Annotated in this window: 22 protein-coding genes; 9 read left to right on the top strand and 13 right to left on the bottom strand. The window is 62.5% G+C overall.

Translation table 11 applies throughout. The features are described 5' to 3' along the window. The first annotated feature begins 116 nt into the window (after positions 1-116). The 4 genes from metN to rfaH all read left to right on the top strand — a co-directional run bounded on the left by metN (position 117) and on the right by rfaH (position 3313). Entirely contained in the window at positions 117-1160 is a 1044-nt protein-coding gene (gene metN / locus ACPW75_RS15890; protein WP_077097457.1) for a methionine ABC transporter ATP-binding protein MetN, read from the top strand. A gap of 76 nt (positions 1161-1236) precedes the next feature. Beyond that, positions 1237-1890, top strand: a complete 654-nt coding sequence (locus tag ACPW75_RS15895) for a methionine ABC transporter permease (protein ID WP_011704854.1) — start codon at positions 1237-1239, stop codon at positions 1888-1890. 25 nt (positions 1891-1915) lie between these two features. Next, positions 1916-2716 (top strand): methionine ABC transporter substrate-binding lipoprotein MetQ, encoded by an 801-nt coding sequence (gene metQ, locus ACPW75_RS15900; RefSeq protein ID WP_011704853.1) that lies wholly within the window; start codon positions 1916-1918, stop codon positions 2714-2716. A gap of 96 nt (positions 2717-2812) precedes the next feature. Continuing rightward, positions 2813-3313 (top strand): transcription/translation regulatory transformer protein RfaH, encoded by a 501-nt coding sequence (gene rfaH / locus ACPW75_RS15905; protein ID WP_016349600.1) that lies wholly within the window; start codon positions 2813-2815, stop codon positions 3311-3313. A gap of 108 nt (positions 3314-3421) precedes the next feature. Here the strand turns inward: rfaH and ACPW75_RS15910 are convergent, their stop codons facing one another. The 6 genes from ACPW75_RS15910 to arcB all read right to left on the bottom strand — a co-directional run bounded on the left by ACPW75_RS15910 (position 3422) and on the right by arcB (position 15284). Then, a complete protein-coding gene (locus ACPW75_RS15910; RefSeq protein ID WP_190283858.1) occupies positions 3422-5398 on the bottom strand; it encodes a HAMP domain-containing methyl-accepting chemotaxis protein in 1977 nt (658 codons plus the stop codon). A 38-nt stretch (positions 5399-5436) separates the two neighbouring features. Beyond that, positions 5437-6648 carry an EAL domain-containing response regulator gene (locus ACPW75_RS15915; RefSeq protein ID WP_024944322.1) on the bottom strand — a complete coding sequence of 404 codons (1212 nt, stop codon included), beginning with the start codon at positions 6646-6648 and terminating at the stop codon, positions 5437-5439. Further along, on the bottom strand, positions 6629-10906 hold the full coding sequence (locus ACPW75_RS15920; protein ID WP_077097338.1) for an ATP-binding protein: 4278 nt from the start codon (positions 10904-10906) through the stop codon (positions 6629-6631). The genes ACPW75_RS15915 and ACPW75_RS15920 overlap by 20 nt, the downstream gene beginning before the upstream one ends. 149 nt (positions 10907-11055) lie before the next feature. Beyond that, positions 11056-11259 (bottom strand): hypothetical protein, encoded by a 204-nt coding sequence (locus ACPW75_RS15925; protein WP_011704847.1) that lies wholly within the window; start codon positions 11257-11259, stop codon positions 11056-11058. 328 nt (positions 11260-11587) lie between these two features. Continuing rightward, entirely contained in the window at positions 11588-12943 is a 1356-nt protein-coding gene (gene dgt / locus ACPW75_RS15930; protein ID WP_077097336.1) for a dGTPase, read from the bottom strand. Positions 12944-12971: 28 nt separating this feature from the next. Continuing rightward, entirely contained in the window at positions 12972-15284 is a 2313-nt protein-coding gene (arcB, locus tag ACPW75_RS15935) for an aerobic respiration two-component sensor histidine kinase ArcB (protein ID WP_016349595.1), read from the bottom strand. 207 nt (positions 15285-15491) lie between these two features. On the opposite strand from arcB, the gene ACPW75_RS15940 reads away from it, so the two are divergent. Further along, a complete protein-coding gene (locus ACPW75_RS15940; RefSeq protein ID WP_024944318.1) occupies positions 15492-16490 on the top strand; it encodes a DUF2860 family protein in 999 nt (332 codons plus the stop codon). 70 nt (positions 16491-16560) lie between these two features. On the opposite strand, the gene ACPW75_RS15945 is transcribed toward ACPW75_RS15940, so the two are convergent. The 4 genes from ACPW75_RS15945 to ACPW75_RS15960 form a co-directional block, all read right to left on the bottom strand. After that, complete coding sequence (locus ACPW75_RS15945) at positions 16561-17259, bottom strand: DUF3334 family protein (RefSeq protein WP_016349593.1); 699 nt, start codon at positions 17257-17259, stop codon at positions 16561-16563. A 98-nt stretch (positions 17260-17357) separates the two neighbouring features. After that, positions 17358-17795 carry an HIT domain-containing protein gene (locus ACPW75_RS15950; RefSeq protein WP_077097334.1) on the bottom strand — a complete coding sequence of 146 codons (438 nt, stop codon included), beginning with the start codon at positions 17793-17795 and terminating at the stop codon, positions 17358-17360. Between the two features lie 72 nt (positions 17796-17867). Then, entirely contained in the window at positions 17868-18509 is a 642-nt protein-coding gene (locus tag ACPW75_RS15955) for a DUF2057 domain-containing protein (protein ID WP_179101485.1), read from the bottom strand. A gap of 72 nt (positions 18510-18581) precedes the next feature. Further along, entirely contained in the window at positions 18582-19481 is a 900-nt protein-coding gene (locus tag ACPW75_RS15960) for a LysR family transcriptional regulator (RefSeq protein ID WP_077097332.1), read from the bottom strand. A gap of 98 nt (positions 19482-19579) precedes the next feature. Here ACPW75_RS15960 and ACPW75_RS15965 point away from each other — a divergent pair, with 98 nt between their 5' ends. Further along, the gene (locus ACPW75_RS15965; protein WP_077097330.1) at positions 19580-20182 is read left to right on the top strand and encodes a short chain dehydrogenase; all 603 of its coding nucleotides are present in this window, start codon (positions 19580-19582) and stop codon (positions 20180-20182) included. 141 nt (positions 20183-20323) lie between these two features. Here ACPW75_RS15965 and ACPW75_RS15970 read toward each other — a convergent pair whose 3' ends face one another. The 3 genes from ACPW75_RS15970 to dapA all read right to left on the bottom strand — a co-directional run bounded on the left by ACPW75_RS15970 (position 20324) and on the right by dapA (position 23497). Continuing rightward, positions 20324-21427, bottom strand: coding sequence for a phosphoribosylaminoimidazolesuccinocarboxamide synthase (locus ACPW75_RS15970; protein WP_179101484.1), 1104 nt, complete (start codon positions 21425-21427; stop codon positions 20324-20326). Positions 21428-21492: 65 nt separating this feature from the next. Beyond that, positions 21493-22617, bottom strand: a complete 1125-nt coding sequence (gene bamC / locus ACPW75_RS15975; RefSeq protein WP_011704837.1) for an outer membrane protein assembly factor BamC — start codon at positions 22615-22617, stop codon at positions 21493-21495. Then, on the bottom strand, positions 22610-23497 hold the full coding sequence (dapA, locus tag ACPW75_RS15980; protein WP_077097327.1) for a 4-hydroxy-tetrahydrodipicolinate synthase: 888 nt from the start codon (positions 23495-23497) through the stop codon (positions 22610-22612). The genes bamC and dapA overlap by 8 nt, the downstream gene beginning before the upstream one ends. Before the next feature lie 283 nt (positions 23498-23780). On the opposite strand from dapA, the gene ACPW75_RS15985 reads away from it, so the two are divergent. From ACPW75_RS15985 to ACPW75_RS15995, 3 genes are all read left to right on the top strand, one after another. After that, a complete protein-coding gene (locus ACPW75_RS15985) occupies positions 23781-24314 on the top strand; it encodes a glycine cleavage system protein R (RefSeq protein ID WP_016349586.1) in 534 nt (177 codons plus the stop codon). 21 nt (positions 24315-24335) lie between these two features. Beyond that, positions 24336-24800: a thioredoxin-dependent thiol peroxidase gene (bcp, locus tag ACPW75_RS15990; protein WP_024944312.1), complete on the top strand. Its 465-nt coding sequence runs from the start codon at positions 24336-24338 to the stop codon at positions 24798-24800. 409 nt (positions 24801-25209) lie between these two features. Further along, positions 25210-25710, top strand: coding sequence for a YfbU family protein (locus ACPW75_RS15995; RefSeq protein WP_077097323.1), 501 nt, complete (start codon positions 25210-25212; stop codon positions 25708-25710). Positions 25711-25740 lie beyond the last annotated feature (30 nt).

Below are 25740 nucleotides of genomic sequence, written 5' to 3' on the forward strand. Positions count from 1 at the left end.
CCATCCAGACATCTTAGCATCATCCTCCATGATGGCAGAGCAACCCAGTGAAACCTCTGCCCAATTCACCCGCCTGTAGCGCCCTGTGCTTTAAGGCTGTTAGCACGGAAGAATCCATGATTAAGTTGATCGGTCTCAACAAAGTCTACGGTAAAGGCAGTGATGCCGTGCACGCCCTGCGTGACGTGAGCCTGCATGTGCCACAAGGCAAAATTTTCGGGGTGATCGGCGCCTCCGGTGCCGGCAAGAGCACCCTCATCCGCTGCGTCAACCTGCTGGAGCGCCCGACGGAAGGTCAGGTCATCGTCGACGGCCAGGATCTGGTCGCCCTGAGCGAACGGGATCTGACCCAGGCCCGCCGCCAGATCGGGATGATTTTCCAGCACTTCAACCTGCTCGCCTCCCGCACCGTCTCCGCCAACATCGCCTTCCCGCTGGAGCTGGCGGGCTGGAGCAAAGAGAGGATCCAGCAACGGGTCGAAGAGCTGCTGGCGCTGGTCGGGCTGGAAGCCCGTGCCCAGGCCTATCCGTCCGAGCTCTCCGGTGGCCAGAAACAGCGGGTCGCCATCGCCCGGGCGCTGGCACCGGCCCCCAAGGTACTGCTGTGCGACGAGGCCACCTCGGCCCTCGACCCGCAGACCACCCGCTCGATCCTGACCCTGCTCAAGGAGATCAACGTCAAGCTGGGGCTCACCATCCTGCTCATCACCCACGAGATGGACGTGGTGAAGGGGATCTGTGACGAAGTGGCCATCATCAGCGACGGCCGGCTGATCGAACAGGGTGAAGTGGCCTGGTTCTTCAGCAATGCCAAGACCCAGCTGGCGCGAGATTTCATCCACTCCACCATCCATCTGGAGGTACCGCAGGAGTATCAGGATCGGATGAGTGCGGAGCGGGTCCCCGGCAGCTATCCACTGGTGAAGCTCGGCTTTACCGGCAGCACGGTCGACACGCCGCTCATCTCCGAGGCGAGCCGCCGTTTCAACATCGACATCAGCATCCTGAGCGCCGACATCGAATACGCCGGGGGCGTCAAATTCGGCTTCCTGCTGGCAGAACTGTTCGGGGATGAAGCCCAGTGCGAGGCGACCCAGCAGTTCCTCATCGACAACCATATTCAGCTGGAGGTAATGGGTTATGTCCGCAGCAATGACTGACCTGCTCATCACTGCCCTCAAGGGCTGCCAGACGCAGTCCCTGATCACAATCGCATTCAGCTGGAGGTAATGGGTTATGTCCGAAGCCATGATTAATCTGCTGTTCACGGCCCTGGGCGACACCCTCATCATGGTGTTTGCCTCCGCCCTGTTCGGCTGCCTGCTCGGTCTGCCGCTCGGTGTGGCGCTGCACGTGACCAAGGCTGGCCAGATCCTGGCCAACCCGCTGCTCAACCGCACCCTGGGCATGGTGGTCAACGTGGGTCGCTCGGTGCCCTTCATCATCCTGCTGGTCGCCATCATCCCGCTGACCCGGCTGATCGTCGGCACCAGCATCGGCACCATCGCCGCCATCGTGCCGCTGACCGTCGGCTGCATTCCCTTCATCGCCCGTCTGGTGGAAGGGGCCCTGATGGAGGTGCCGGACGGCCTGCTGGAAGCGGCCAAGGCCATGGGCGCCAAGCCCCTGCAAATAATCACCAAGGTGCTGCTGCCCGAGGCCCTGCCCGGCATCCTCAACAGCGTCACCATCACCCTCGTCACGCTGGTGAACTACTCCGCCATGGCCGGTGCCATCGGGGGCGGTGGTCTGGGCGATGTGGGTATTCGTTACGGCTATCAGCGCTTCGACCCGACCGTCATGCTGGTGACCGTGGTTATTCTGGTCGTACTGGTTCAACTCATCCAGAGCGCGGGTGAGCGCCTGGTCAACAAATGTGATCATCGTTAATCGTCGATTTCTGACAGGAGGTTTTATGAAATTTGGCATCAAATCCGTTGCGGCAGCCCTGCTGGCCACTCTGGTACTGGCCGGTTGCGGTCAAAAGGAAGAGAACAAGACCTTGAAAGTAGGCGCCATCGCCGGCCCCGAGACCGAACTGGTCGAAGTGGCCGCCAAAGTGGCCAAGGAGAAATACGGCCTGACCGTCGAGGTGGTCAACTTCTCCGACTACGTCACCCCGAACGTGGCGCTGAACGATGGCAGCATCGACGTCAACGCCTTCCAGCACAAGCCCTATCTGGATGCCCAGATCCGTGATCGCGGCTTTAAGCTGGTGCCGGTCGGCAACACCTTCGTCTACCCGATCGCCGGTTATTCCAAGAAGATCAAGGCGCTGAGCGAGCTGAAAGATGGCGCCCAGATCGCGGTGCCGAACGATCCGACCAACCTGGGCCGCTCCCTGATCCTGCTGGAGAAGCAAGGTCTGCTGAAGCTCAAAGAGGGTGCCGGTCTGGAAGCGACCGTGCTGGACATCGCCAGCAACCCGCGCAACTTCAAGATCGTCGAGCTGGAAGCGGCTCAGTTGCCGCGCTCGCTGGAAGACGTGGACTTGGCCATCATCAACAACACCTTCGCCGGTCAGATTGGTCTGACCCCGACCGAGAACGGTCTGTTTGTTGAGGATAAAGAATCCCCCTATGTCAACCTGATCGTCGCCCGCGACAACAACAAGGACGACGAGAAGGTCAAACAGTTCGTACAGGCTTTCCAGACCGACGACGTCTACAAGAAAGGGCTGGAACTGTTCAAGGGCGGCCTGGTGAAAGGTTGGTAATCACTCACTTGGCAAAAAAGGCCACGCAATGCGTGGCCTTTTTTTTTGCTGCCGTTATCATATCGGCGAGCACGGCAACACGAACATATTCAGCACATGAAAAAATGGTATCTGGCCTACTGCAAGCCAAAAGAAGAGGCCCGCGCCCGCGCCCATCTCGAAGCCCAGGGGATCGAGTCCTATTACCCCATGGTGGAAATTGAAAAACTGCGGCGGGGCAAGCGTGTCCCGGTGCGGGAGCCCATGTTCCCCAACTACCTGTTCATCTACGTGGATCTGGAAGAGGTCACCCCGGTCACCCTGAAGTCGACCCGCGGCATCAGCCGGATCATCCACTTCGGTCGGGAGTGGACCTCCATCAGCAGCCAGCTGGTCTATCAGCTGATGAGCCGGGACGACAGCGACGAGGCGCGCGCCAGCTACGCCAGCCTGCCGACCCAGGGCGACAAGGTACTGATAGAATCCGGTCCGCTGGCCGGCTTCGAAGCCATCTATCTGGAGCCGGACGGCGACAAGCGGGCGATCCTGCTGGTGAGCCTGCTCAACCAGGAGACCAGCAGCAGCTTCGACAACCAATCCTTCCGCCGGCTGGACTGACCCGGTAATAAACCACGGCAGCCCAGAGCAGCCATCTCTTGCACCAGCGAGGCTAAAAAAACGGGGCAGGCCCAGCGGCCTGCCCCGTCTTCATGGCCCTTGTCAGCCTCAGGCATCCAGTTCGAAGCGGCTGATCACCGCCGTCAAGCGGCCGGTATCCTGCGCCAGCCTGGCCACTATCTCCTCCCCCTGCTGGCTGCGCTGGCTCGACTGCCGGCTCAGGCCGGCGATCTCCTCCACCGTTCCCGCCACCTCCTGAGCCACCCGTGACTGCTGCTCGGTCGCGGTGGCGATGGCCCCCAGCTGGCCCGACAGATCCTGCACCAGCTGCAACATGGCATTCAGGGTACCGGTCACCGAGTCGACGGCGCCGCGCCCCTCCTCCACCAAGCGGGTGCCGCTGCCGACCGTGTTGACGGTCTGGCGAGTCTGCTGCTGGATGCTGGCGATGGTCTGGCTGATCTCCTCGGTGGACTGGCTGGTCCGGCTCGCCAGCAGCCGCACCTCGTCGGCCACCACGGCAAACCCGCGCCCCTGCTCGCCGGCCCGCGCCGCCTCGATGGCGGCATTGAGCGCCAGCAGATTGGTCTGCTCGGCGATGGTGGCGATCACCTCGGTGACGCGTCCCACCTGCTCGCTCTGGCTGCTGAGCTGGCCCATCGCCTCGTTCGCCTCGGCAATCATGGCGGCGATCTGCTGCATGGTGGCGGTCATGCGGGCCAGCTCGTGGCCGCCCTGGCGAGTCTGCTGCTCGGCCTGCTGAGCGGCCCGCGCCGCTTCGGCGATATTGCCCGCCACATCCCGGGTACTGACCGACATCTGCTCGATGGCCGCCGCCACCGTATCGACCCGCTGATTCTGGCTCGCCAGATCGGTGACGATGGCGCGGGTGGTCCCGCCCACCTCGCCGCAGGCCCCGTCCACCTGCCCCACCGCCCCCTGGATCTCCCCCACCAGCTGGCGCAGTTGGCCGGACATCTGGTTGATGGAGCCCGTCAGCCCACCCAGCTCATCCTGGCTCTGTACCGGCAGAGGGCGGGCCGGCAGCCGGCCGTTGGCCACCAGATCGGCCCGCAGCACCAGGCTGGCGATGTCCCGGGTCAGGCGGCGGCTGAACAGCAGCGCCACCAGGGTGCCCAGCACGATCACGGTCAGGGTGGCCAGCAGCAGGGTGCGATTGATGGCCTGACCGGCGCTGGTCATCTTCTGGCCCATGCTTTCCACCTCGGCGCGGGTCTGGGTCACCTGGCCGGCCAGCTGGGTCGCCAGCTGACCGAGAGCCGGCTCAATCTCGGTCGCCATCAGATGGTTGGCCTGATCCCAGTCGGGTGCCTGGCGCTTGCTGATCACCTGTCCCACCAGCTCGGCGAAGGGGGCCGACATCTCCTCGAACAGCGACCAGATCCCCTTCTGCGCCTCGGTAAAGTTGGCCTCCTGCTGCTTCAGCTCGGCCACCCGCTGCTGGTGGAACTGGTAATAATCCTGGTATTTGGTGCGATAGTCCGGATCGCCGGAGATGAGGAAGTCGCGCAGGGCGGAGAGCGCATTGGAGAGACCGTTGTAGGCATCCCCCACCTGCTTGAGCAGCAGGCGGCGATCGCCGGGCAGCTGATCCTGCGGGGTAGCCACCTCTTCGTTGGCAAAGGACTGCAGCTGATCGAGGGCCGACTCCGCCAGCGGCCCGGCCTCCTGCAGCATCAGGGTATGGGCGGGCAGGTTCTCGTCGGTATGGGCGATGTCCCACACCTTCTGCTGGCTGGTCTTGAAGGCCTTGAGCGAGCGGGTCAGCTCGGCGGTGAACTGCTGATGCTCGATCACCTGCCAGGCCCCCTCCCACTCCTGTTTGAGGCGGGCGGCCTGCGCCGGATCCTTGCCCAGGATGAGATAGGCCCGCAGAGAGGAGATGGTCGCCACCAGCGCCTTCTGGCTGGCCTCATCCCGTTGCAGGGCGGGCAGAGCCTGCTCCAGCAGGGCGCTGCCGGCCTGTCCGATGCGGCCGAGCTGATGGTAGACGAGGCTGGAAGAGAGGATCACCAGCAGATTGATAAAACAGAAGCTGAGCAGCAACTTGCTTGAAATTTTCATGAACATCCTTGTTTCATTGCGGGCATCCTGCCCGACATTCACTCCCCGAGCAGCGCCGGTAGCCGTTCACGCCAGGAGTCATGCCATCCCAGCAACTCCTCGCGCGGCATGGGCCGGGCCGAGAAGAAGCCCTGGCACACGTCGCACCCCAGCCGCGCCAGCAGCCGCCAGGTGAGTTCATCCTCCACCCCTTCGGCGACGGACTTGAGCCCCAGTTTGCGGGCCAGCTCGATGCTTGACTCTATTATGGCCAAGCGGGAGGGGTCCTCAAAGCAGCGATCGACGAAAGAGCGATCCAGCTTGAGCTCGGTGAAGGGCAGCAGGGCCAGCTGCTGCATGGAGGAGTAGCCGGTACCGAAGTCGTCGATGGAGAGGCCGAAGCCGTGCATGCGCAGGCGGGTCAGCACCTCCAGCGACTTGCCCAGATCCTTCACGAACGAGCTCTCGGTCACCTCCAGGGTGATGAGCTCCGGGTTGATGCTCCAGCGCTGGCACTGGTTGATCAGGGTATTGCACAGATCCCCCTCGATGAGGGAGGTGGTGGAGAGGTTCATCGACAGGTTGAGGGAGAGCCCGGTCTGCTCCCACAGATGGCCATCGCGCAGCGACTTGCTGATGATCACCTCGGTCAGCTGATCGATGAGGCCGTTGTGTTCCGCCAGCGGAATGAAGCGGGCCGGCGAGATGAGGCCGTACTCCGGGTGCTGCCAGCGCGCCAGCGCCTCCATGCCGACCCACTGGCCGGAGCCGAAGCTCACCTTGGGCTGATACCAGGGCAGCAGCTGATCCTGCTCCAGCGCCAGGCTCAGCTCATCCAGGGTCAGGCGGTGGCCGTCCTCCTCCTGGGCTCGCTCCTGCTGCGGGCGCCAGGCGCCGATGAGCTGGCTGATCTGCTGCTGGCTGGAGGGCTTCTCGATGCGCCCCAGCACCTGCAAGCCATAGGCGGCACTCATCCGCAGCACGGCCTCGACCACGTCATCCTCCAGCGCGCTCGAGAGGATGATGCCGCCGCGAAAACCGCCCAGCGAGAGGCGACGCAGCAGCGCCATGCCGTCCATGCCCGGCATGCGCAGATCGCAAAACAGGATGTCGACCTGATGACGCTGACACATGGCCAGCGCCTCCACCCCGTCCTGCGCCTCCAGCAGGGAGCCGTAACCGAGCCCGCGGATCTGGTGCATCAACGCCTTGCGCTGGAACGCGTGGTCTTCCACCACCATGATCACCAACTCATGCTGTGTCTTGTTCATCGAGCCATAATCCAATTTCGCATGTAATAGAGTTCATCAGCGCCAGTACCGTCTGACTCAACTCGGTAAGTTCGTCCAGCTGCTTGAGGCGGGCCGCCGCTTCGAGCCGGGCCGCCTCCTCCGCCAGAGCCTGCTGCCCCACCATGCGGGCAGCCCCCTTGATGCGGTGTGCCGTCTCCACCAGGGCATAGGTGTCCTGCCTGGCCAGTGCCTGCATCATGTCATCGCCGTCCTGGCGATTGGAATCGAGATACTCCCGCGCCATGCTGCGCGCCACCGCCTCATCGCCAAACAGCGAGATCCAGCACTCTCCCTGCTCGCTGGCCGACGGAGCGGGCTGGTCCGGCTCCTGGGTCTGAGGGCTCACCGGCAACCAGCGCATCAGCATCTGATGCAGCGTCTCCAGGGTATAGGGTTTGAACAGCATGTCGTTCATGCCGGCTTCCTGCATCTGCAGGCTGGCCTCTTCGGATGTATCGGCCGTCACCCCGATGACGGGAGCCGACTCCCCCTGTGCCCGCAGGGCCCGGGTCAGACTGTAGCCATCCATCACCGGCATGTGGCAGTCGGTCAACAGCAAGGCGAATGCCTGCCCCTGCCAGGTGCGCAGGGCCTTGTCACCGTCATCCACCACCTCGGCATCCACCCCGAGGATCGCCAGCTGGCGAGCCAGCAGCGCACGGTTGATGGGGTGATCGTCGGCCACCAGCACCCGTCCCTGCAATTTGGGGGCATTGGCTTCGACCGGGCTGATCGCCGCCTCTCCCAGCAGCTGGTGACAGGTCTCCAGCAGCAGATCGGGATAGAGCGGAGACTGCCCCAGCCGCCACCAGGCACCCGACCCCATGCGGCCGCGCAGGGCCTCCTGCGGGGAGAGCACTATGCCCTTGAGGGCCGAGCGCTGCAAATGTGCCAGCCACTCGCTGCCCAGGGCCTGCTCGAGCCAGCTCTCCTCTGCTAATAACAAACCACTCACCGGCTGCTGCCACTGCTGTGGATCCAGACGATGCAGCCTGGCCCCCAGCCGCTGCATCGCGCTCTGCAGGGCCGCATCCTCGCCAAACAGCCACCAATCGTGGCCTGCCAGCGGCGGGGCATCCCACTGACACGCCGCCAGCGGGAAGTCGAAGGTGAGTCGGGTACCGTGCCCCGGCTTGCTCTCGAGCACCAGCGTGCCCCCCATTTTCTGGGCCAGCTGGTGGCAGATGGCAAGGCCGAGCCCGGTACCACCGAAGCGTCGGGTTATGTCGGACTCCACCTGCTCGAACGGGGTAAACAGGCGATCCTGCTTGTCCTCGGCAATGCCGATGCCGGTGTCGCTGACCGCGATGGCGAGCCGCTCCTTCTCAAAGCTGACCTGAATGCGGATCTCGCCCCGCTCGGTAAACTTGACCGCATTGTTGAGCAGGTTGGAGAGCACCTGCCCCACCCGCACCGCATCGATGCGGGCCTGATCCGGCACCTCCGGCGCCCACTCCAGCGTCACCTTGAGCCCCTTGCCATGGGCCAGGGTGGCGTGACCGCGGATCACGTCGCAGATGACGGAGGCAAGGCGGCAATCCTGATAGTGCAACTGCAGCTGGCCCGCCTCTATCTTGGAGAAATCGAGCACGTCGTTGACCAGATAGAGCAGGTTGTTGGTGGAGGTCACCACGTTGCGCAGCAGATAGCGCTGGTCGTCGTTCAGCTCGCTCATCTGCAGCAGCTCTAGCATGCCGTGCATGCCGGAGATGGGGGTCCTCAGCTCGTGGCTCATGGTGGCCAGGAAACGGCTGCGCACCTGCATCGCCTGCTCGGCATAGGCGCGCGCCTCCCTCAGGTCGTGCTCCTGATGCTTGAGGGCCGTGATGTCCTGGATCACCCCGTTAAGGATCAGGTGCCCCTCCTCCTGCGGCACGAAACTGCCGCGCACCTGCAGATAGCGGGCACCCTCAGGCCGCTCCACCCGCACTTCCAGATCGAGCGGGGCCAGGGTTTCGGCATGATTGGCCACCTTGCTGACGAAATCCTGCAGAGCCTCCTCGGTAAAGCCGAATACCTCGCCGCCCGACTCGGCCGACAATATCTCCTGCCGGCTGGCCCCCAGGATCTCGCTCGCCCCCTGCGAGGCATAGAGAAAACGCCCCTTGCCGGGACCGAGCCAGAGGTACTGATAGACGATGCCCGGCATGCTGTCGGTGATCTGGGTGAGCCGGGTCTCCGCCTTGCGGGCCCGCGCCTCGGCCTCCTTGATGCGGGTCACATCGGTCAGCACCGTCAGTACCCCCAGCATGTCGCCCTTTGGCGAGCGATAGGGGCGCTTGGTGTAGATGACGTGGAACATGGCGCCATCCTGACGGCGGCTGTTGCCCGCCCCTTCCAGCTGTTCGCCGCTTTGCCATACCCCCAACTCTTCGCGCAGCACCCGTTCCCGCTCTCTGGCCGGCATGCGGTCCAGATCGTCGCCATCATCCCGGGTCAGCTCACCGATAAAGGCATCCCGATAGGCCTGGTTGCAGAGGGTGATGCGCTGCTCGCGATCCCGCAGCACCACCATGTTGGGCAGCGAGTTGAGCAGGGTCTGCACGAAGGTCAGCTGCTCGCTTAACTTGTGCTCGGCCAGCTTGCGCTGCACTATCTGGCGGCGCAGGGTCCGGTTCCAGCCCATGAACAGCAGCACGCAGAGCAGGAAAGCGCCCACGCCGACCGCGGACCAGAGCGCCACAGTGGCAGGGTTGATGCCGGTCTGGATGGTCAGAGCCAGCCACTTGTGCTCCAGCTTGGTCATCTCTTCCGGGCGGATGGAGAGCAGCACCTTGGTGAGGATCTGCTGCAGCATGGGGTCCTGCTGGTGCACCGCCATGGCGACCGGCACCCGCAGCTCGTTGCCGGAGAACACCACCTGATAGCGGTTGTTGAACCCCTTTTGCAGCGCCTGTTCAAGGGTGGTCATGCTCATCAGCACGTAGTCGACCTGATGCCCGTCCAGCAGTGGCAACAGCTTGGTATCGCTGCTCACCGTCAGCGGATGGGCCCCCACCTCGTTGAGCACCAGCTCCTCCACCGAGCCGCCGACGATCCCCACCCGTCGCCCCTTGAGCTCGTTGAGGTTGTCCAGCTCCTCGCTCCCCTGTCTGGCGGCGATCACCCGGTGGATGAAGGCGTAGTCGGGAGTAAACAGGGAGTATTGACGCCGCTCCGCGGTCGGCGTGATGGCTGGCAGAAAGTCCAGCTTGCGCGCCTGAAACAGCACCTGGGTCTCGGCCCAGCTGCTGGTGGGCACCAGGGTGAATTGCAGGCCGGAGCGCAGGCTCACCAGCTTGAGCATGTCGGCGATGAACCCCTTGAGCTGGCCATTGCCGTCGATCTCGCTCACCGCCGGCCAGTCCGGCGCCACCCCGAAACGCAGGGTCGGATGGCGGGCCAGCCAGTCGAGCTCGCTCTGGTTGAACACGATCTGGCGGGGACCGTTGGCCAGCTCGTAGTCAACTATTCCGCCGGTCTCCAGAATACGGCGCCGCTCATCCAGCGGAATGTCGTTGAGGGCCAGCTCCAGCAGACCGAGCAGCCCCTGGTTGTCGGGCCCCACCGCCATGGCCAGCGAGGTGTCCGTCACCCACTCCGGGGTCATCACCTTGAGCCCGGCCTGCTGCTGCAGGCGCTGCAGACGAACCAGAGAGGGCAGATCGGAGAGATAGGCATCCGCCAGCCCCTTCTTCACCATGAAGACCGCTTCGTCACTGCTGTCCGCCTCGGTGAGCTGGGTCATGCCAAGCTCCGCCAGCTCCTCACAGGAACTGAAACCATGCTCGCACACCCAGCGCAGCTGGCGCGCCGTCGCCAGAGTCGGCTCCCCTTCCTCTCGCGCCAGCAACACGGCGCGCGGCAGGGTCATCAGATCCGAGGTAAAGCGCATCTTCTGCTGACGTGACTGGCTCGGTGTCACCCCGATCAGCATGTCCACCTCACCATCGAGCAAAGCCTGCTGGGCGCCGGCATAGTAGGGGTAAGTCTTGTAGCGCACGGTCAGCCCCAACCGGCCGGCAATCAGGGTGGCAAAATCGTCGAGCGGGCCGCTGAAGCCACCCCGGCTATTGGCATAGATGTAGGGCGGCCAGGCCACCGACGGCATGCCGACCACCAGGTCACTGCGCGAGGCGAGCCAGAGCCGCTCCGCCAGCCCCAGCTGATCCTTGTCCAGGGAGGTTGCTGCCGCAGCCACCAGGCTCCAGCAGGTAAACCAGCACAACAAAATGGCGCGATAGCAGAGGCGCAGCATGGGTAACTCCTGAACGGCTTGGAGAGCGATCATAGGGATTTTGGCAAAATGTGCGAATAGAAATTCGTAACAGAACTCGTCCGGATACGAAAAACGGCAGGCTCACGCCTGCCGTTTTCTAGCAAGAAGGGGGCCAAGACCCCCTCTTGTCAGGTTATTCGGTTCCCGAGTCGGAAGCCGGTTTGATATTCCCGCTCACGGATGTGGGCGATCTGCACATTTTGCCCTTCCAGACCGATGTCCTTGAGCAGAGCAGGCGACAGATGCAGGTAGCTGACACGACGCTCCAGCCGGGTAATCCGTTTCTGGACCAGGGTTTCGACGGTGCGCAGCAGGGTCAGTTCGATAGACATAATATTCTCCAGTTGAACGTGCGGTTCCCCCGGAGAGAAGAGATCACCCTGCGGGACAACCGCGGGTGATGAAAAAGCAGGTGTTACCTGTTTCCTCCACGCGGCAGAAAAAGAGCACGAGTCTTCGCGCTGCTGATGCAGCGGTCGAACGCAACGTTTAGCATTGAATGTTGCATATCCGTCTCCTTACCGAGTGAAAGTTGAACAAGTTGCCACAGTCTAAAAAAAGACCGAATTTTATACAAGAACCTCACCCCCCATATGGGGAGGTGAGTCATCTATCAATACTCATCCGGCACAGGCACAGGCAAACCCATGCCGCTCTGGCTCAGATCCCGGACAACAGCCGGAACTCCTCCAGCGCATAGGTATCCGTCATGCCGCTCACGTAGTCGAGCAGCAGCCGCACCCGGAAATACCACTCCTGCTCCGCCCCGTCGCTGAAGCGCGGATCCCGGCTGGCCACCGCCAGCCGGTATGCCTTGAGATGACGGGCCGACAGTCGATGGAACAGCCGGCGGGCGAAGAACAGCTCGCTGCCCCCCTGTCCGGCCAGCAGCCGCTCGAACTGCGCGGCCGGCAACGCCAGCAGGCAGGCATAGGTGGATAGAACACCGCGCAGGGCGGCATAACCCTCCAGCTCCAGCGCCTCTACCTCGGGCCGCATGAACACCAGCTCGCGAGCCACTTGTTTGAGGGTATCGAGCACCCGCGCCGCCGGTGCCTGACCGTGCAGCAGGGCCTGGGGATAGGCACCGCTCAGGATCTGCGGGTGCTCGCTCACATAGGTGTGAGCGGCCAGCTCCACCAGATCCCGGGTCAGCTGCTGGCGAAAGTGAGGGAAAAAGCCCCTGCCCGAGGCGGTCGCCTCCGCCAGCAAACCGGCCATGTAGGCGCCGTCATCGGCCAGTCGCAGCGCCTGTTGCAGCTCGCTCAGGCTGAGGATGCGCCGGTCCACCGCATCTTCGAGATCGGCGATGCAGTAGGAGATGTCATCGGCCGCCTCCATGATGTAGACCAGCGGATGACGGCAGCCGGGTGCCAACCCCAGGCTCTGACCGAGGGCACGGTAGAGGGGTTGTTCACTGAAGAAGATGCCGCGCTTGCTGGCCCAGCCGTGATGTTGACCGCCGTGCAGGGGTTGCTGCGGGTACTTGCACAGTGCCGCCAGCTGCCCCAGGGTCAGATTCAGCTCGTGCAGGCTGTGCACCAGCCGCAGACTCTGGGCATTGCCGTCAAACACCAGCAGATCCTGGCGCAGCGTTGCCCACTGCGGGCTGGGTGCGCTGCCAAGGGCCTCGGCAAACAACCCATCCAGCGCCTGCGCCAGCCACTGGCTCATCACCTGCTCGCCAAAGTGACCGAACGGTGGGTTGCCGACGTCGTGCAACAGGCAGGACATCTCTACCAGATTGATGAAGGCCCCCTCACACACCGACCCCGCCGGCAGGGCCGCCAGAACGCGGCGGCTGATCTGGCGGCCGGTCTCCTGTACCTCCAGCGAATGGGTGAGACGGCTGCGTACCGAGGCCTTCACGTCGAGCGGAAAGACCTGGGTCTTCTGCTGCAGCCGACGCACCGGCGCCGCCTGCACGATGCGGGCGCGATCCTGCTCAGTCGCCTCCAGCAGATCTTCGTCACCCCAGCGATGGATACGCTCGGGGGTAATCAAACGGCTATACATGTTGCGGCTCCTTGCCTGCGGCTCGCATCTACGAGAGCAGCCAGCGCTTCAAGCGGGCGATGTCACCCGGACATTCGCGGCGCAGCGACTCGATCCAGTCTTCCACGTTCTCCCACCAGGCGGGATGATCCGGGCTCTGGATCAGCTGAGCCAGCTGCTGCAGCCGGCGCAGACCGATGGAACCTGCGGCCCCTTTTATCTTGTGCGCCTCCTCCACCACGCCGGCCTGATCCCGGGCAATCATGTTGGAGTCGAGCACCGCCATGTAGTCGGGCATCATCTTCTCGAACAGCTCGACGCTGGAGATCAGCACCTGCTTGCCCACGGTATCGGCATAATCGGTGAGGAAGGGCAAGTCCAGCAGCGCATCCTGACTGTCCGCATCCGCCTGTTCGTCCGCTTCATCCTCGGCCAGATCGGCAAACAGGTGGCCAATCACCTCCCGCACCGCTTTCGAGCCGAGCGGCTTGTTGATCACATCTTGCATGCCGTGATCCCGGTAGTACTGGCGATCGCCGGTGGCGTTGGCGGTGAGTGCCACCATGGGCGGCAGGCTGTCGCCGTAACGGGCGAGCAGTTGTTCCGCCACATCGAAGCCGGTCATGTCCGGCAGCTGGATATCCAGCAGGATCAGATCAAAATCGTCGGGATTGGCCATGGCCAGCGCCTGGGCGCCGTCCCGCGCCACCTTGACCTCATGGCCCAGCTTGTTGAGCAGGGCGCAGGCCACGGTTACGTTGAGCTCGACGTCCTCCACCAGCAGGATATCGAGGCAGGGCATCTCGGGCTCAGCTGCGGGCGTCTGGGCGGCGACGCAGTCCACCTCCAGCTCGGCGGTGAAGCAGGCGCCCTCGCCCGGATCGCTGTCCACGTAGAGCTGGCCGCCCATCGCCTGCACCAGCTGGCGGGAGACCGCCAACCCGATGCCGGTGCCGGTGGCGTGCTTCTTGCCCTGCACCTGATAGTACATGGCGAAGATCTTCTCCTGCTGGGCGCGGGGAATGCCTACCCCGGTGTCTTCCACCTCGAAGTGCAGCGCCAGCTTGCCCGGCGTGTCGGCCGGGTGGGTGAGGCAGCGCACCGTCACCCCCCCCTCGTCGGTGAACTTGACCGCATTGCCCACCAGATTCCACAACACCTGGCGCAACCGGGTCCCGTCCGCCATCACGAACTGCGGCACGTCGCCATCCCGGTCGAAATGCAGATAGAGCCCCTTCTGCTCCGCCTGGATGCGCGACAGCGTTTCCAGCTCGTCGAGGAAGGCAGGCAGATCGATGGGGGTCGGGGCGATTTCCAGCCGGCGCCGGTCCAGCTTGTCGAGATCGATGATGTCATTGAAGATGTTGCCGAGCGTCACCGCGCTCAGGTGAATGGTCTTGAGCTGCTGGTGCTGCTTGGGATCGAGCGGCGTATCCATCAGCATCCGGCTCAAGCCGACGATACCGTTGAGCGGGGTGCGCAGCTCGTGACTGATGGTGGAGATAAAGGTGGTCTTGTCGCGGCTCGCCTTCTCCAGCTTGTCCTGATACTGCTTGCGCTCGGTGATGTCGCGACCAAAACCGAGCAGGCCGAGCCGCTTGCCGAAGCGATCGAAGAAGGGCACCTTGCGCAGCTCGAAGTAGGCCTTGCGACCGTCTGGGTACTCCAGCCACTGTTCATAGGTGAGCGGCTCGTTCTGGGCGAAAACCTGTTTGTCAGTCTCCACCACCTTGCTGGCGATGTCGTGCTTGTAGACATCGAACGGGGTCAAGCCGATGAGCTCCGCCTCCACCTTGCCGGTGAGTTCCTCCATGGCGCGATTGCAGCCGGAGAACTGCTCGTCTTCGTTGCGGTAGTAGACCAGATCGGGGGAGCAGTCGATGAAGGAGCGCAAGAGGGCGGTGCGCTCCCCCAGATGCAGCTGGGCCTTCTCGCGCTGGAACACCTCGTTCTCCAGATCCTCGATGGCCTGCTGGCGCAGGGTCTCGGCCCGGTTGGTCTCGGCGATCTGGGCGTTGAGGCGGCTGATGTTCTCCTGCAGCTGGCTGTTGAGCTCGAGATCCCGCTCGCGCATGTCCTGCAGCTTGCGCACCATGCGGGTCAGCCGCTGGCGGGAATCCTCCAGCTGATCCACCACGATGGAGAGAAAATAGACGGCCCAGGGAGTGACCAGCAGGCCGAAGAAGACCGAGCGCACCAGGTCGACGATGTCCACGGTGCCGCGCAGGAACAGGGTGACCCCCATCTGGATCGAAACGGCCAGCACTATGATGCCGGTGGCCAGGAACATGCTGAAGCGCACCAGTCCCAGCTTGGTCATCAGGTCGACGTAATATTGCGCCCAGGATTTGATTTGTTTCATCTTATTGTTTTCTCCCCGATATTCGCCGAACAGAATACCAGCACGGCGCGCCGAACTCTTGTGCCGTCGCACGATAAATTATCGGTTAACCTCCTCCGCCCGCTGGGGTAGCATGCCGGAGTCAATTCGGTCAGCCCGGGTTAAGCCTGGCTGGCTATAATGTTCGGCCGTTCAATTCAACCAACTGATATTTCAGGAGTCTCATCGATGCGTAATCTCACCCTGCTGAGTCTTGGCCTGCTGGCAGCCAATGCCGCCCACGCCGATCTGGGCGAGATCCCCAAGCAGTCCGGCTGGTCCGGTTTCCTGCTGGGCGGGGTCAACGCCGTCAGCTACAAGTCCAACTTCTATGCCGGCGATGACAACCACAGTCGCATCAATGACCTCGGCTCGCCTGACAGCGAGAGCGGCCTGACGCCGCTGCTCAACGCCGATATCCGCTACACCTTTGCCGATACCCGTACCCAGATCTTCCTCGGCAACCTGATCCAGGACGCGGTGCGCTTCGACTTCACCCAGCAGCTCGGCCTGCGCCAGGAGATGGGTGACAAGGGTATTGTCGCCACCTCGCTGGTGTTCAACGTCATGCCGGTCGAGCTGTGGAGCGATCCCTTCGCCACCGGGGTGGATCGCAGCTCCACCGATGTGAAATCAAAAGGGGCGCGTTTTGCCTGGGACAAGATCTGGGGCAGCAACTTCTACGGCAACCTGACCACCCGAGAAGTGGACATGGATGAGGAGCGCAGCGGCCAGCAGTATGACCAGAGCCACGGCACCCACTACGCCGACATGCTGGATCGCAACGGCAAGATGCACGACATGGAGCTCTCCTACCAGTGGCACTTTGGCGGCAATCAGCTGCTGGAGCCAGCCATCGTCTACAAGCAGGCCCGCCTTGACGGCAGCGCCGAGAGTTTCAAGAACACCGGCCTGAAGCTGACCTATGCCAAGCGCGGCCCCCAGTGGTCCTTCGTCAGCAACCTCTATACCGGCAAGCGCAAGTATGACGAGGCGAACCCCATCTTCGGCCAGCGCGCCGATGCCGACGAATTCGCCATCAACGGCACCTTCTTCTGGCACAACCTGTTTGGTGTCAACGCCCTCGCCGCGACCTTCACCGCCGCCTATGCCAGCGCCGACTCGGACATCAACTTCTACGACAGCCAGTCCACCCGTTTCAGCACGGGTCTGCTCTACAACTTCTAAACCCGACCCTCACCAACAAACGAGGCCACCCCATGGGTGGCCTCGTCATTTGCAACGGCCTATGCGGTCATCAGATCCCGAGCGAATCGAGCAGATCGTCGTGATCGTTGGCCACCGGAGCGGCGGCCGGAGCCGGCTGGGCAGCCTCGCGCTTGGTCTGGGCGATCAGGGCATCCGGATCCAGCTCCTCCTGATCCATGCCGTCGTTGTGGATGCGGATGAACTCGGTCTTGTCCATCGCCAGCTCCAGATAGAAGATGTTGTTGCGGGCGGTGAAGAAGGTGACCCGGCGCGACTCCGGGCTGTCGAGGTTGGTATCGACGCTCAGCATCACCTGCTTGTTGAGGGCCAGCATCTTCGGCTGGTTCTGGGTGATGTGGGTCTGCAGATCCCGGCCGACCTTGACGGTGAAGCTGCCGACGATCTGGTTCATCAGCTCGCCCATGACGTTGCTCACCTCGTCCGAGGTATGGGAGATGGCGAGATCTTCCTTGGAGAGCCCCATGCTGAGCATGTAGCTCTCGTACAGCTCCATGGCGGCGGAGGCGGAGAAGTTGATCACCACCAGGCCGGAGAAGCCGCCGTCAAACAGCACGAAGCAGCCGATATCCGGCTTGAGGCAGGTCTTGCTGATCCGCTGCACCATGCCGGAGAAACGCACCTGACTCTGGGTTGCCGCACTCAATACATCCGTGACCGAATGGCACAGGCTCAGCAGCACGTCCTCTGTGGTCAATACGGTATCGTTGTCGGCTCTTGTCACTATCATGGGACCTTCCTGAACATCGAAAATGGGCTTATCTATACCATAACTCTAACAGATAGCGCGGCTTGGGCTTCGAAATAGCGAGCCGCCTCTCAGTTGATTCAATTGTCAGTGCCAAGCGGACTGAATCCGGCCAGATTGGCCAGCTTGAGACGCCAGCTGGCCACCTCTGCCAGCAATGCGGCTTCCTCATAGGGCACGGAGGGGTGAGCCCCCCAGATGGGACCGGGCCAGGCCTTGTCGGTACTGAAACGGGCGACATGATGCAGATGCAGCTGGGGTACCAGATTGCCGAGCGCCGCCACGTTGATCTTGTCCGGCCGCAGCGCCTGCTCCATCAGGGTGGCGACCGCGCAGGACTCCTCCATCAGCTGCTGTTGCTGCGCCGGTGCCAGGTGGTGAATTTCCCGCAGATTGGCCACTCTCGGCACCAGGATCAGCCAGGGATACTGGCTGTCCTTGGCCAGCAGGACGCGGCAAAGGGGCAGATCGCCGAGCAGGCGGGTATCTGCCTGCAGGCGGCTGTGCAGTTCAAACATGAAGACCTCGTTGACGTAAGGTGGGCGCGATGCACGATGAGAGCCCCCACGTTACTGCAACGGGCCGCAAACTTAAAGTCGCGGCACGGCCCAGCTGACAAAGCGCTTGCGAAGCGCGGGGTCGGCCTTGAGGAAGAGTTGTTGCAACTGGCCCTCCAGCGCGCTGGCCGCCACCGGTTCAACCGCAGCGGTGGTTGCGGTGACAGGCACGACCGTGCTCAATGCCACCTTGCCGCCGCTCTGGTTGTATTCGACCAGCTTGGCCCGCCAGTCCATCCCTATCAGCATGCCGCTGGTGATCAGCGCATCCTGCTGGCTGGCAATGCTCTGGCCACCGGCCTGCAGCCCCATGACGGGAGACTCGGCATACTGCGCCATGCCCCGTTCATCGCTCAGCAAGTTGGCGACCAGTCGTACCTGCTGCTGACTGGCTTGATAACGCAACACCTGCGGCGCGGAGCGCAACTGGCGGTCATTCTCGCTGCTGCTGCGGCTCGGGATCACCCCTTCATAACGCACCAGCAACTGCTGCTCCCCATCCGGCAGAGTGGCATGCTGCTCGTCGTGCAACGTGCCCGCACTCACCGCCAGGATCTGGAAATCCGCCGGTACCCTCACCTCGACGGCCGCCCAAGCCGCACTGCCCAGCACCATCTTCATGCCCAGCGCTGCCCACAGCAGCGATACCCCACGCCCGTACCGATAACCCTTCATATTTGCTCATCTTCCTGTTCGCGTTGATGGGCGCAGGCTAGCAGCCGAAGATGACAGAAAAATAACGAGGGCTCAGAGCAGATAGTGAGGTCGCTCGGCAAACCACTGGGCCAACACCTGCTTGAACAGCCGGATCTTGCGCGGCACCCGCCGCTGCTGGGCGTGCAGCACGTGCAGCGGGTGCAACCCGGTCTGCCACTCCGCCAGCACGGTGACCAGATCTCCCTGCGCCAGCCAGGGCTCCACCAGCATCAGCGGACACTTGGCGTAACCCATGCCGGCCCGAGCCAGCTGCAGCACGGTACTGTAGTGGTTGGCCCGCACCTTGCCCTGCACCAGGATGTGCGCCTCCTCCTCTCCCTTGCGAAAGTGCCACTGCTCCCAGGCCGGGTTGTGACCCTGCAGCAGACAGGGCCGCCCGCCCAGCTCATAAGGGGTAGCGGGGATCCCCTCCCGCGCCAGCAGGGCGGGGCTTGCCACCACCACGTCCTTGAGTCTGCCGAGCGGCAGCGCCACCAGGTTGTCGGGAATGCTGCTCATGGCGCGCAGGGCGATGTCGTGCTCCCCCTGGCTCATGTCGATCATGGCGTTGGTGAAGTTCAATTCGACCTGGACGCCGGGACAGAGCTCGGCAAAGCGGGCCAGCAGATCGTTCACCATGCGATCGCCGGTACTGACCGGGCAGGTGAAGCGCAGCCGGCCGCCATCCTCCTCGGTCAGCGCCTGGATATCCTGCTCCGCCTGGCGCGCCAGCGCGAAGATCTCGCCGGCCTGCTGATAGAGGGTCCGGCCCGCTTCGGTGAGGCTGAGTCGGCGAGTGGTACGCTGCAACAGCTGGGCATTGAGGGTCGGTTCCAGTGCGCTGACGTGACGGCTCAGCATCCCCTTGCTCACCCCCAGGCTGTCGGCTGCGGCCGAGAAACTGCCCTTTTGCACCACCTCATAAAAACTGGCCAGGTGGGAGATGTCCATTCATTAGCTCCAATATGGAAACAATGCGTTTATTTTACGCGCTTTTTCTCTCTTTTCATCGCGCTAGAATCAACACATCCCAACCAGGAGTGAAACAGATGAAGATTGTGATTGTGGGTGCCTCCGGCACCGTCGGCTCCGCCGTCAGTGAGTTGCTTGCTAAAGACCACCAGGTGATCCGGGTCGGTCACCGCCAGGGGGACGCCACGGTCGACATGCGCGATCCCGCCTCCATCAAGGCGCTGTTCGCCAAGCTGGGCCAGTTCGATGCGCTGGTGGTGGCCAGCGGCAGCGTGGCCTTCAACGCCCTCACCGAGATGACCGACGAGCAGTGGCAGGTGGGGCTTCAGAGCAAGCTGATGGGCCAGATCAACCTGACCCGGGCCGCCATCCCCCACCTGAACGACAAAGGCTCCATCACCCTGATCAGCGGCATCCTGAGCGAGGAGCCCATCAACTGGGGGGCGAGCGCGACCACCATCAACGGCGCCATCGATCACTTCGTCAAGGCGGCGGCCTGCGAGCTGCCGCGGGGTCTGCGCATCAACGTGGTGAGCCCGACCGTGCTGACGGAGTCGATGGATAAATACGCCAGCTTCTTCCCGGGCTTCGTCTCCGTGCCCGCCGCCAGGGTGGCGCAGGCCTACCAGAAGTCGGTACTGGGGGTGCAGACCGGCCAGGTGTTCAGGGTCAACGGCTGATCGCCGCCCTGCTGCCGCCCAGTCGGCACGGCAACAAAAACGGGCCCCGTGATGGGCCCGTTCCATTGCAGCCAGCATGCCGACTTGCAGTTGGCTGGTGGCAAACGTTTGTTTTTACGGCAACAAAAAAGGCGGTGTGCCTCAGTCGATCAGCCCGTACTGAGCGCGCAGCACCTCGATGATCTCCTGCTTCGGATTGGCGCTGCGTACCAGCGGCTGACCGATGATCTTCTCGGCAATCCCCACATAGGTGTTGGAGATGTCCATCATCACCTCGGTCGGCAACTTGTTGTCGCGGGCCAGGGCGAAGCGCTCGGGCATGCGGTGCTTGTTGAGCAGGATGTCCGGATCCGGGAAGTGGTTGAGCAGCCACTGACGGAAACCCTCTTTCGACTTCTCGACGATCTGGCCGTCGCGCAGGGCGGCGCCATCCCAGATGCGGGAGCTGTCGGGGGTACCCACTTCATCCATGTAGATCAGCTTCTCGTTGCCGGCGGCATCATTGACGTAGCCAAACTCGAACTTGGTGTCGACGAAGATCTGATCCAGCTCGGCCAGCGCGTCACTGATGACGCTGAAACCTTCCTTGAGCAGCACTTCGTAGCGGTCGATGTCGGCCGGCTTGCTGAAGTTGAAGCCCCGGTAGTGGCGTTCGATGTCGGCACGGGAGACGTTGACGTCGTCGGCTTCCGGCACGCCGTCCAGCCCGGTCAGCACGCCCTTGGTGGAGGGGGTGATGAGGATCTCGGGCAGCTTCTGATCCTTCTTCAGTCCTTCCGGCAGGGTGATGCCGCAGAACTCGCGCTCGCCATCCTTGTAGGCACGCCACATGGAGCCGGTGATGTACTGGCGGGCAATCGCCTCGATCATCACGGGGCGGGCTTTTTGCACGATCCAGACGAAGGGATGGGGGATGTCCAGGATGTGGCTGTCGGCCAGCCCCTTCTCCTTGAACAGCTTGAACCAGTGGCTGGAGATGGCGTTGAGCGCAGCCCCTTTGCCCGGCACGCCGTTGAGCCCGTCCACGCCCTGCCAGATGCAGTCGAAGGCCGAGATCCGGTCACTGATCACCATGATGGCGAGCGGCGCATCTGCCGGCACGTCGTAACCCTTCTCGCGGATGAGGCGGGCACTGTCTGCGGCGGTCAGCCAGTAGACGCTGCGCACCTTGCCGGAATGGACGGGTTTATCGGTACGGATCGGCAAATCGTCGTTCACCGCCAATACTTGATCTGCAAGACTCATGGTAAGTAACACTTCCTGTTTGTGGGGGGTTTACATAACAAAACAGGGGCACAAGGCCCCTGTTTCTATTCTGTTTTTGCAGCTTGGTCAGCCAGACCCTTGGCGAATGCCTCGGACAGACTGATGTACATCTGGGAGATGACACCGGACGACACGGGCTTCTTGTCCTTGTCGAACAGGGTGATGGAGGTCTTGCCCCCCGCCATCTCGCCAAGCTGGAAGCGATACTTGTCTTCGTCCAGCTTGAACGGCTCGCTGCCCTTGGCCTTCCAGAATTCGCTGCCCGGCTCGTCGTACTCCACGTCGATCCAGCCCAGCGACTGCTGGGTATCCTTGATGGTGAAACCGTAGGCCGGCAGCACCTGATTGAGACGACGCCACACCTGATCGAACGAACCATCGACGATCCAGGCGCTCAGCTCGTTGTTGTCCAGACCCAGTTCCAGCCCCATGCCGTCGTTGGCCTTGTGCTGTTCGCGGGACTTGAGCTGCTTGTCGTAGTAGAGCGAGAACTGGTTGAGGGCCCGGGTCGCGTAGCGCTGGGCATCCGCCGGGGTCAGCTCCTTGCTGGTCTCGCCATCGACGGTCTCTTCATGATCCAGTACCCGTACCGACATGTTGACGGCGTGGCGCTGGGGATCGTTGCGCAGGGTAAACTGGTAGCGCTGGCGAATGACGAAGTCATCGTCCTCTTCACTCCAGCCGTCGAGCGCCTTGGTGTTGTCAAACCAGCCGGTCTGCAGCACGCCGGCCTGCTGGTCCAGCTTCTCGGTGGTCACCTTGTACTGGGCGAGGAAGTTCATCAGGAAGGCCCAGGTATCGCGCTCCACGCTCTGGGAGGTGCTGAGGGCGTAGAAGGCCATGGTGGGTTCGCCAGCATTGGCCACCACCTGGCTGCCCGGTACCACGGTCAGCAGCTGGGCGGGTGGACGCACGTCAACCTTGGCACCCAGCGCGCCGTCACGGCTGCTCTCGGGCAGGGCCGGAATGTCGAAACTGCTGTTAAAGGCGGGGGTATTCAACCCGGCCGGCACCAGAAACGCGCGGCCTTCAAGGCGGGCATCCTCGTACTCGAAGCCACGGTTGGCCATCTTGCGTTCCTGGGGTGAGCTACAGGCTGCCAGCACGGCAACGGTCGCCACACTCAGCACCAGGCGCACTGCATTTCCCTTTCCATTTGCTTTAAACACTCGCCATCAACTCCGCAGTCGTCAGTGCTCGCGCCATCGCCTGTTCGCCCTCGGGGGTGAGGTCGGTGAGCGGCAGACGCAAGGTGGCCGTCGCAATCAATCCCAGCTGGGCACAGGCCCACTTCACAGGGATAGGACTCGGTTCGCAGAACAGAGTCTGATGCAACGGCATCAATCGATTGTTGATGTCGTGCGCTCGTCCGGCATCACCGGCCAGCGCAGCACGACACATGTCGGCCATCTGGGCCGCTGCAATATTGGTGGTGACCGAAATGACTCCGTCCCCGCCTTGCAGCATGAAATCACATCCACTGGCATCATCGCCACTATAAAGCGCGAATTGTGCGCCGCACAGCTCGCGCAGCAGCGGCGTACGGCTCAGATCCCCGGTCGCCTCTTTCAGGCCTATGATGCCGGGCACCTTGGCCAGTCTGGCTACCGTCTCCGGTTTGAGATCGCAACCGGTACGACCGGGCACATTATAAAGAATTTGGGGCAGACCACTAGCCTCGACGATCGCACAATAGTGACGATAGAGGCCTTCCTGGGTGGGTTTGTTGTAATAGGGGGTGACCGAGAGACCCGCCACCACGCCGGTTTCGGCGAAACGCTTGGCCAGGGCGATGGCATGGGCGGTATTGTTGGAGCCGCAGCCGGCAATGACCGGAATGCGTCCGGCGGCCAGCGCCACGGTTTTCTCCACGACGGCGATGTGCTCCTGTTCGCTCAGGGTCACCGACTCCCCCGTGGTCCCGACCGCCACGATGGCGCTGGTCCCGGCGCTGACATGATAGTCGACCAGAGTGGCCAGACTGGCCCAATCGACTTCGCCTGAAGCCAGCATGGGGGTAACGAGGGCAACAATACTACCGCGCAACATGGATATTTCTCCCGATTTTCAGGGGCGTTATGGTAAAGCTGCCCCCTTGGAAAAACAAGGGAGGCCAGGGGCAAGCCGTGTTACCATCCGGCAAAAACCGCACTGCGCGAGCCGCGGTGGAACACGCCAGACGCTGGTCGTGACACCCCGATACCGTGCTCGTTGCAACGAGATTCTCAACAAGGTTGCCATGCAGGATCGCTGGCAGTGGCCCATGGCCAGCCCCTTCGGGCTATGCCACTGCATCCACATTCGCAACCCGCTAATGGACGAGAGAAGATTTATGACTCATTACTTGGTCGTAACGGCCATCGGCACGGACAGGCCTGGCATCGTCAATGAGGTCACCCGCCACGTCAGTGGTTGTGGCTGCAACATTGTCGACAGCCGTCTTGGCATCTTCGGCAATGAATTCACCTTCATCATGCTGCTGTCCGGTGACTGGAACAGCCTGATGCAACTCGAGATAAGCCTGCCCCTGCGCAGCCAGGAGTGGGACCTCATCACCATGATGAAGCGCACCGAGCGCCACCAGTCGCTGCAATACGACATCAGCGCCAACGCCGAGATCCTGATCCGGGACCAGCCGGGCATCGTAAGCCAGTGCACCCAGTTCTTCAGCGATCACGGCTGGGACATCCAGGCCATGCAGACTATCACCCTGGAACAGCAGCCGTTCAACCTGCTCAAGGCCAGCTTTCAGCTCAATCTGGCCAAGCAGGGAGAGGCGGCCGGCTCGCAGACGGCCTTCGCCGGATTCTGTCGTGAACTGGGCGCAGAATCGTTCGAATTCATCGTCAATCACAAACACGCCTGACGGCTCATCCAAGGAGATCCCATGCAACCTTTATCCGCTGGCAGCCTGGCCCCCGATTTTTCCCTGTCCGATCAAGACGGTAACCAGGTACGCCTTGCCGACCTGCGCGGCAAGAAAGTGCTCGTCTACTTCTATCCCAAGGCGATGACCCCGGGCTGCACCACCCAGGCCTGCGGCCTGCGCGACGTCAACGCCGAGCTGGCCGCCCTCAATGTGGTGGTGCTCGGCATCAGCCCGGATCCGGCCAAGCGGCTGAAAAAATTCGAGGAGCGCGACAACCTGAACTTCCGCCTGCTGGCCGATGAAGATCATGCGGTGGCCGATGCGTTTGGCGTCTGGGGCCCGAAGAAGTTCATGGGCAAGGAGTATGACGGTATCCACCGGCTGAGCTTCCTCATTGACGAAGAGGGCAAGATTAGCCATCGCTTCGACAAGTTCAAGACCAGCGATCATCATCAGGTGGTGCTCGACCTGCTCAAGGGCTGAACCCCAGATACCGATACCGCCGATATGGAAAGGGCCTGCAAGTGCAGGCCCTTTTTTTATTCGCATGTCGTTGCCTGCCTCGCGTTGCGGGTGGCACGATGCCCGGTCCTTCGGCTCGCCTGCCAGGCAAGTGACTGGCGGCGACGTTCTCATTTGTCATGAAGGCGCCGGCTTGCATCCACGATGGGATGCCTTGGTGACGGGTCTTTCGGCACAGGCCAAATGACGCCCTTATTGTTGCGCCAGCGAGCCAGAAAGCAAGCCGCTAGCCGTTACATTTAATTAACCAGCCAGGGCCGACGTTGATTTCCCGCCCCGCTATCTCGCCAACCTCCCCTGCCAGATCAAAAAATTCATCTTATATATGGGTTAACGTGGCCCCAGTTTCATTTTCCAGTGAGAAAAGCCCATGAACATGAGCCACACCGAACGTCTGATCCTGAGCAACCAGTACGAGATCCTGGCCAAACTCAATCCGGAGAAGGCGGCGTTTTACCAACGGGCCAGCACCATCATCGAGCGCGGCTACTGCCTGCAGATCCTCGAACTGGAGAAGAGTTTCGGCCATCTTGATCTGGCCACCTGCCAGGAAGTGATCGACACCCTGGAACTGCACCACGCGCTGGCCATCTCCTGGGGCAACCTGGAAGCGGCCGATCAGAACGAAATCAATGCCAGCCGGCTGGAGTTCAACGGCTACAGCCGCAGCCAGGAGCGGGAGCTGGCCGACTACGTCTGCTTCCTGCTGGAAGTGGACAAGCGCTTCCCCGAGCTCAAGTGCCCGTGCGACGAGCTCTCCAGCGACATCGCCATGCGCGACAAGTACCAGCGCATGCTGACGGTCTGGCGCCAGTGCCCGCGTCAGTACAAGCTCTCCGTCCAGGAGATCCGCAAGGTTCTGGCAGCCTGACAGATATAAAAAAGGCGCCGCGAGGCGCCT

The organism is Aeromonas sp. FL131 (genome assembly GCF_049860615.1).
Lineage (GTDB): Bacteria > Pseudomonadota > Gammaproteobacteria > Enterobacterales > Aeromonadaceae > Aeromonas > Aeromonas hydrophila.

Bases quoted from the DNA above. Each gene is read 5' to 3' on its own strand.
- ACPW75_RS15920 (WP_077097338.1), bottom strand. From the start codon at position 10,906: ATGCTGCGCCTCTGCTATCGCGCCATTTTGTTGTGCTGGTTTACCTGC.
- ACPW75_RS15965 (WP_077097330.1), top strand. From the start codon at position 19,580: ATGAAGATTGTGATTGTGGGTGCCTCCGGCACCGTCGGCTCCGCCGTC.
- dapA (WP_077097327.1), bottom strand. From the start codon at position 23,497: ATGTTGCGCGGTAGTATTGTTGCCCTCGTTACCCCCATGCTGGCTTCA.
- ACPW75_RS15950 (WP_077097334.1), bottom strand. From the start codon at position 17,795: ATGTTTGAACTGCACAGCCGCCTGCAGGCAGATACCCGCCTGCTCGGC.
- ACPW75_RS15995 (WP_077097323.1), top strand. From the start codon at position 25,210: ATGAACATGAGCCACACCGAACGTCTGATCCTGAGCAACCAGTACGAG.
- ACPW75_RS15915 (WP_024944322.1), bottom strand. From the start codon at position 6,648: ATGAACAAGACACAGCATGAGTTGGTGATCATGGTGGTGGAAGACCAC.
- rfaH (WP_016349600.1), top strand. From the start codon at position 2,813: ATGAAAAAATGGTATCTGGCCTACTGCAAGCCAAAAGAAGAGGCCCGC.
- ACPW75_RS15910 (WP_190283858.1), bottom strand. From the start codon at position 5,398: ATGAAAATTTCAAGCAAGTTGCTGCTCAGCTTCTGTTTTATCAATCTG.
- ACPW75_RS15955 (WP_179101485.1), bottom strand. From the start codon at position 18,509: ATGAAGGGTTATCGGTACGGGCGTGGGGTATCGCTGCTGTGGGCAGCG.
- ACPW75_RS15895 (WP_011704854.1), top strand. From the start codon at position 1,237: ATGTCCGAAGCCATGATTAATCTGCTGTTCACGGCCCTGGGCGACACC.
- ACPW75_RS15945 (WP_016349593.1), bottom strand. From the start codon at position 17,259: ATGATAGTGACAAGAGCCGACAACGATACCGTATTGACCACAGAGGAC.
- metN (WP_077097457.1), top strand. From the start codon at position 117: ATGATTAAGTTGATCGGTCTCAACAAAGTCTACGGTAAAGGCAGTGAT.
- ACPW75_RS15970 (WP_179101484.1), bottom strand. From the start codon at position 21,427: ATGAGTCTTGCAGATCAAGTATTGGCGGTGAACGACGATTTGCCGATC.
- bcp (WP_024944312.1), top strand. From the start codon at position 24,336: ATGCAACCTTTATCCGCTGGCAGCCTGGCCCCCGATTTTTCCCTGTCC.
- ACPW75_RS15925 (WP_011704847.1), bottom strand. From the start codon at position 11,259: ATGTCTATCGAACTGACCCTGCTGCGCACCGTCGAAACCCTGGTCCAG.
- ACPW75_RS15940 (WP_024944318.1), top strand. From the start codon at position 15,492: ATGCGTAATCTCACCCTGCTGAGTCTTGGCCTGCTGGCAGCCAATGCC.
- ACPW75_RS15960 (WP_077097332.1), bottom strand. From the start codon at position 19,481: ATGGACATCTCCCACCTGGCCAGTTTTTATGAGGTGGTGCAAAAGGGC.
- arcB (WP_016349595.1), bottom strand. From the start codon at position 15,284: ATGAAACAAATCAAATCCTGGGCGCAATATTACGTCGACCTGATGACC.
- dgt (WP_077097336.1), bottom strand. From the start codon at position 12,943: ATGTATAGCCGTTTGATTACCCCCGAGCGTATCCATCGCTGGGGTGAC.
- ACPW75_RS15985 (WP_016349586.1), top strand. From the start codon at position 23,781: ATGACTCATTACTTGGTCGTAACGGCCATCGGCACGGACAGGCCTGGC.
- metQ (WP_011704853.1), top strand. From the start codon at position 1,916: ATGAAATTTGGCATCAAATCCGTTGCGGCAGCCCTGCTGGCCACTCTG.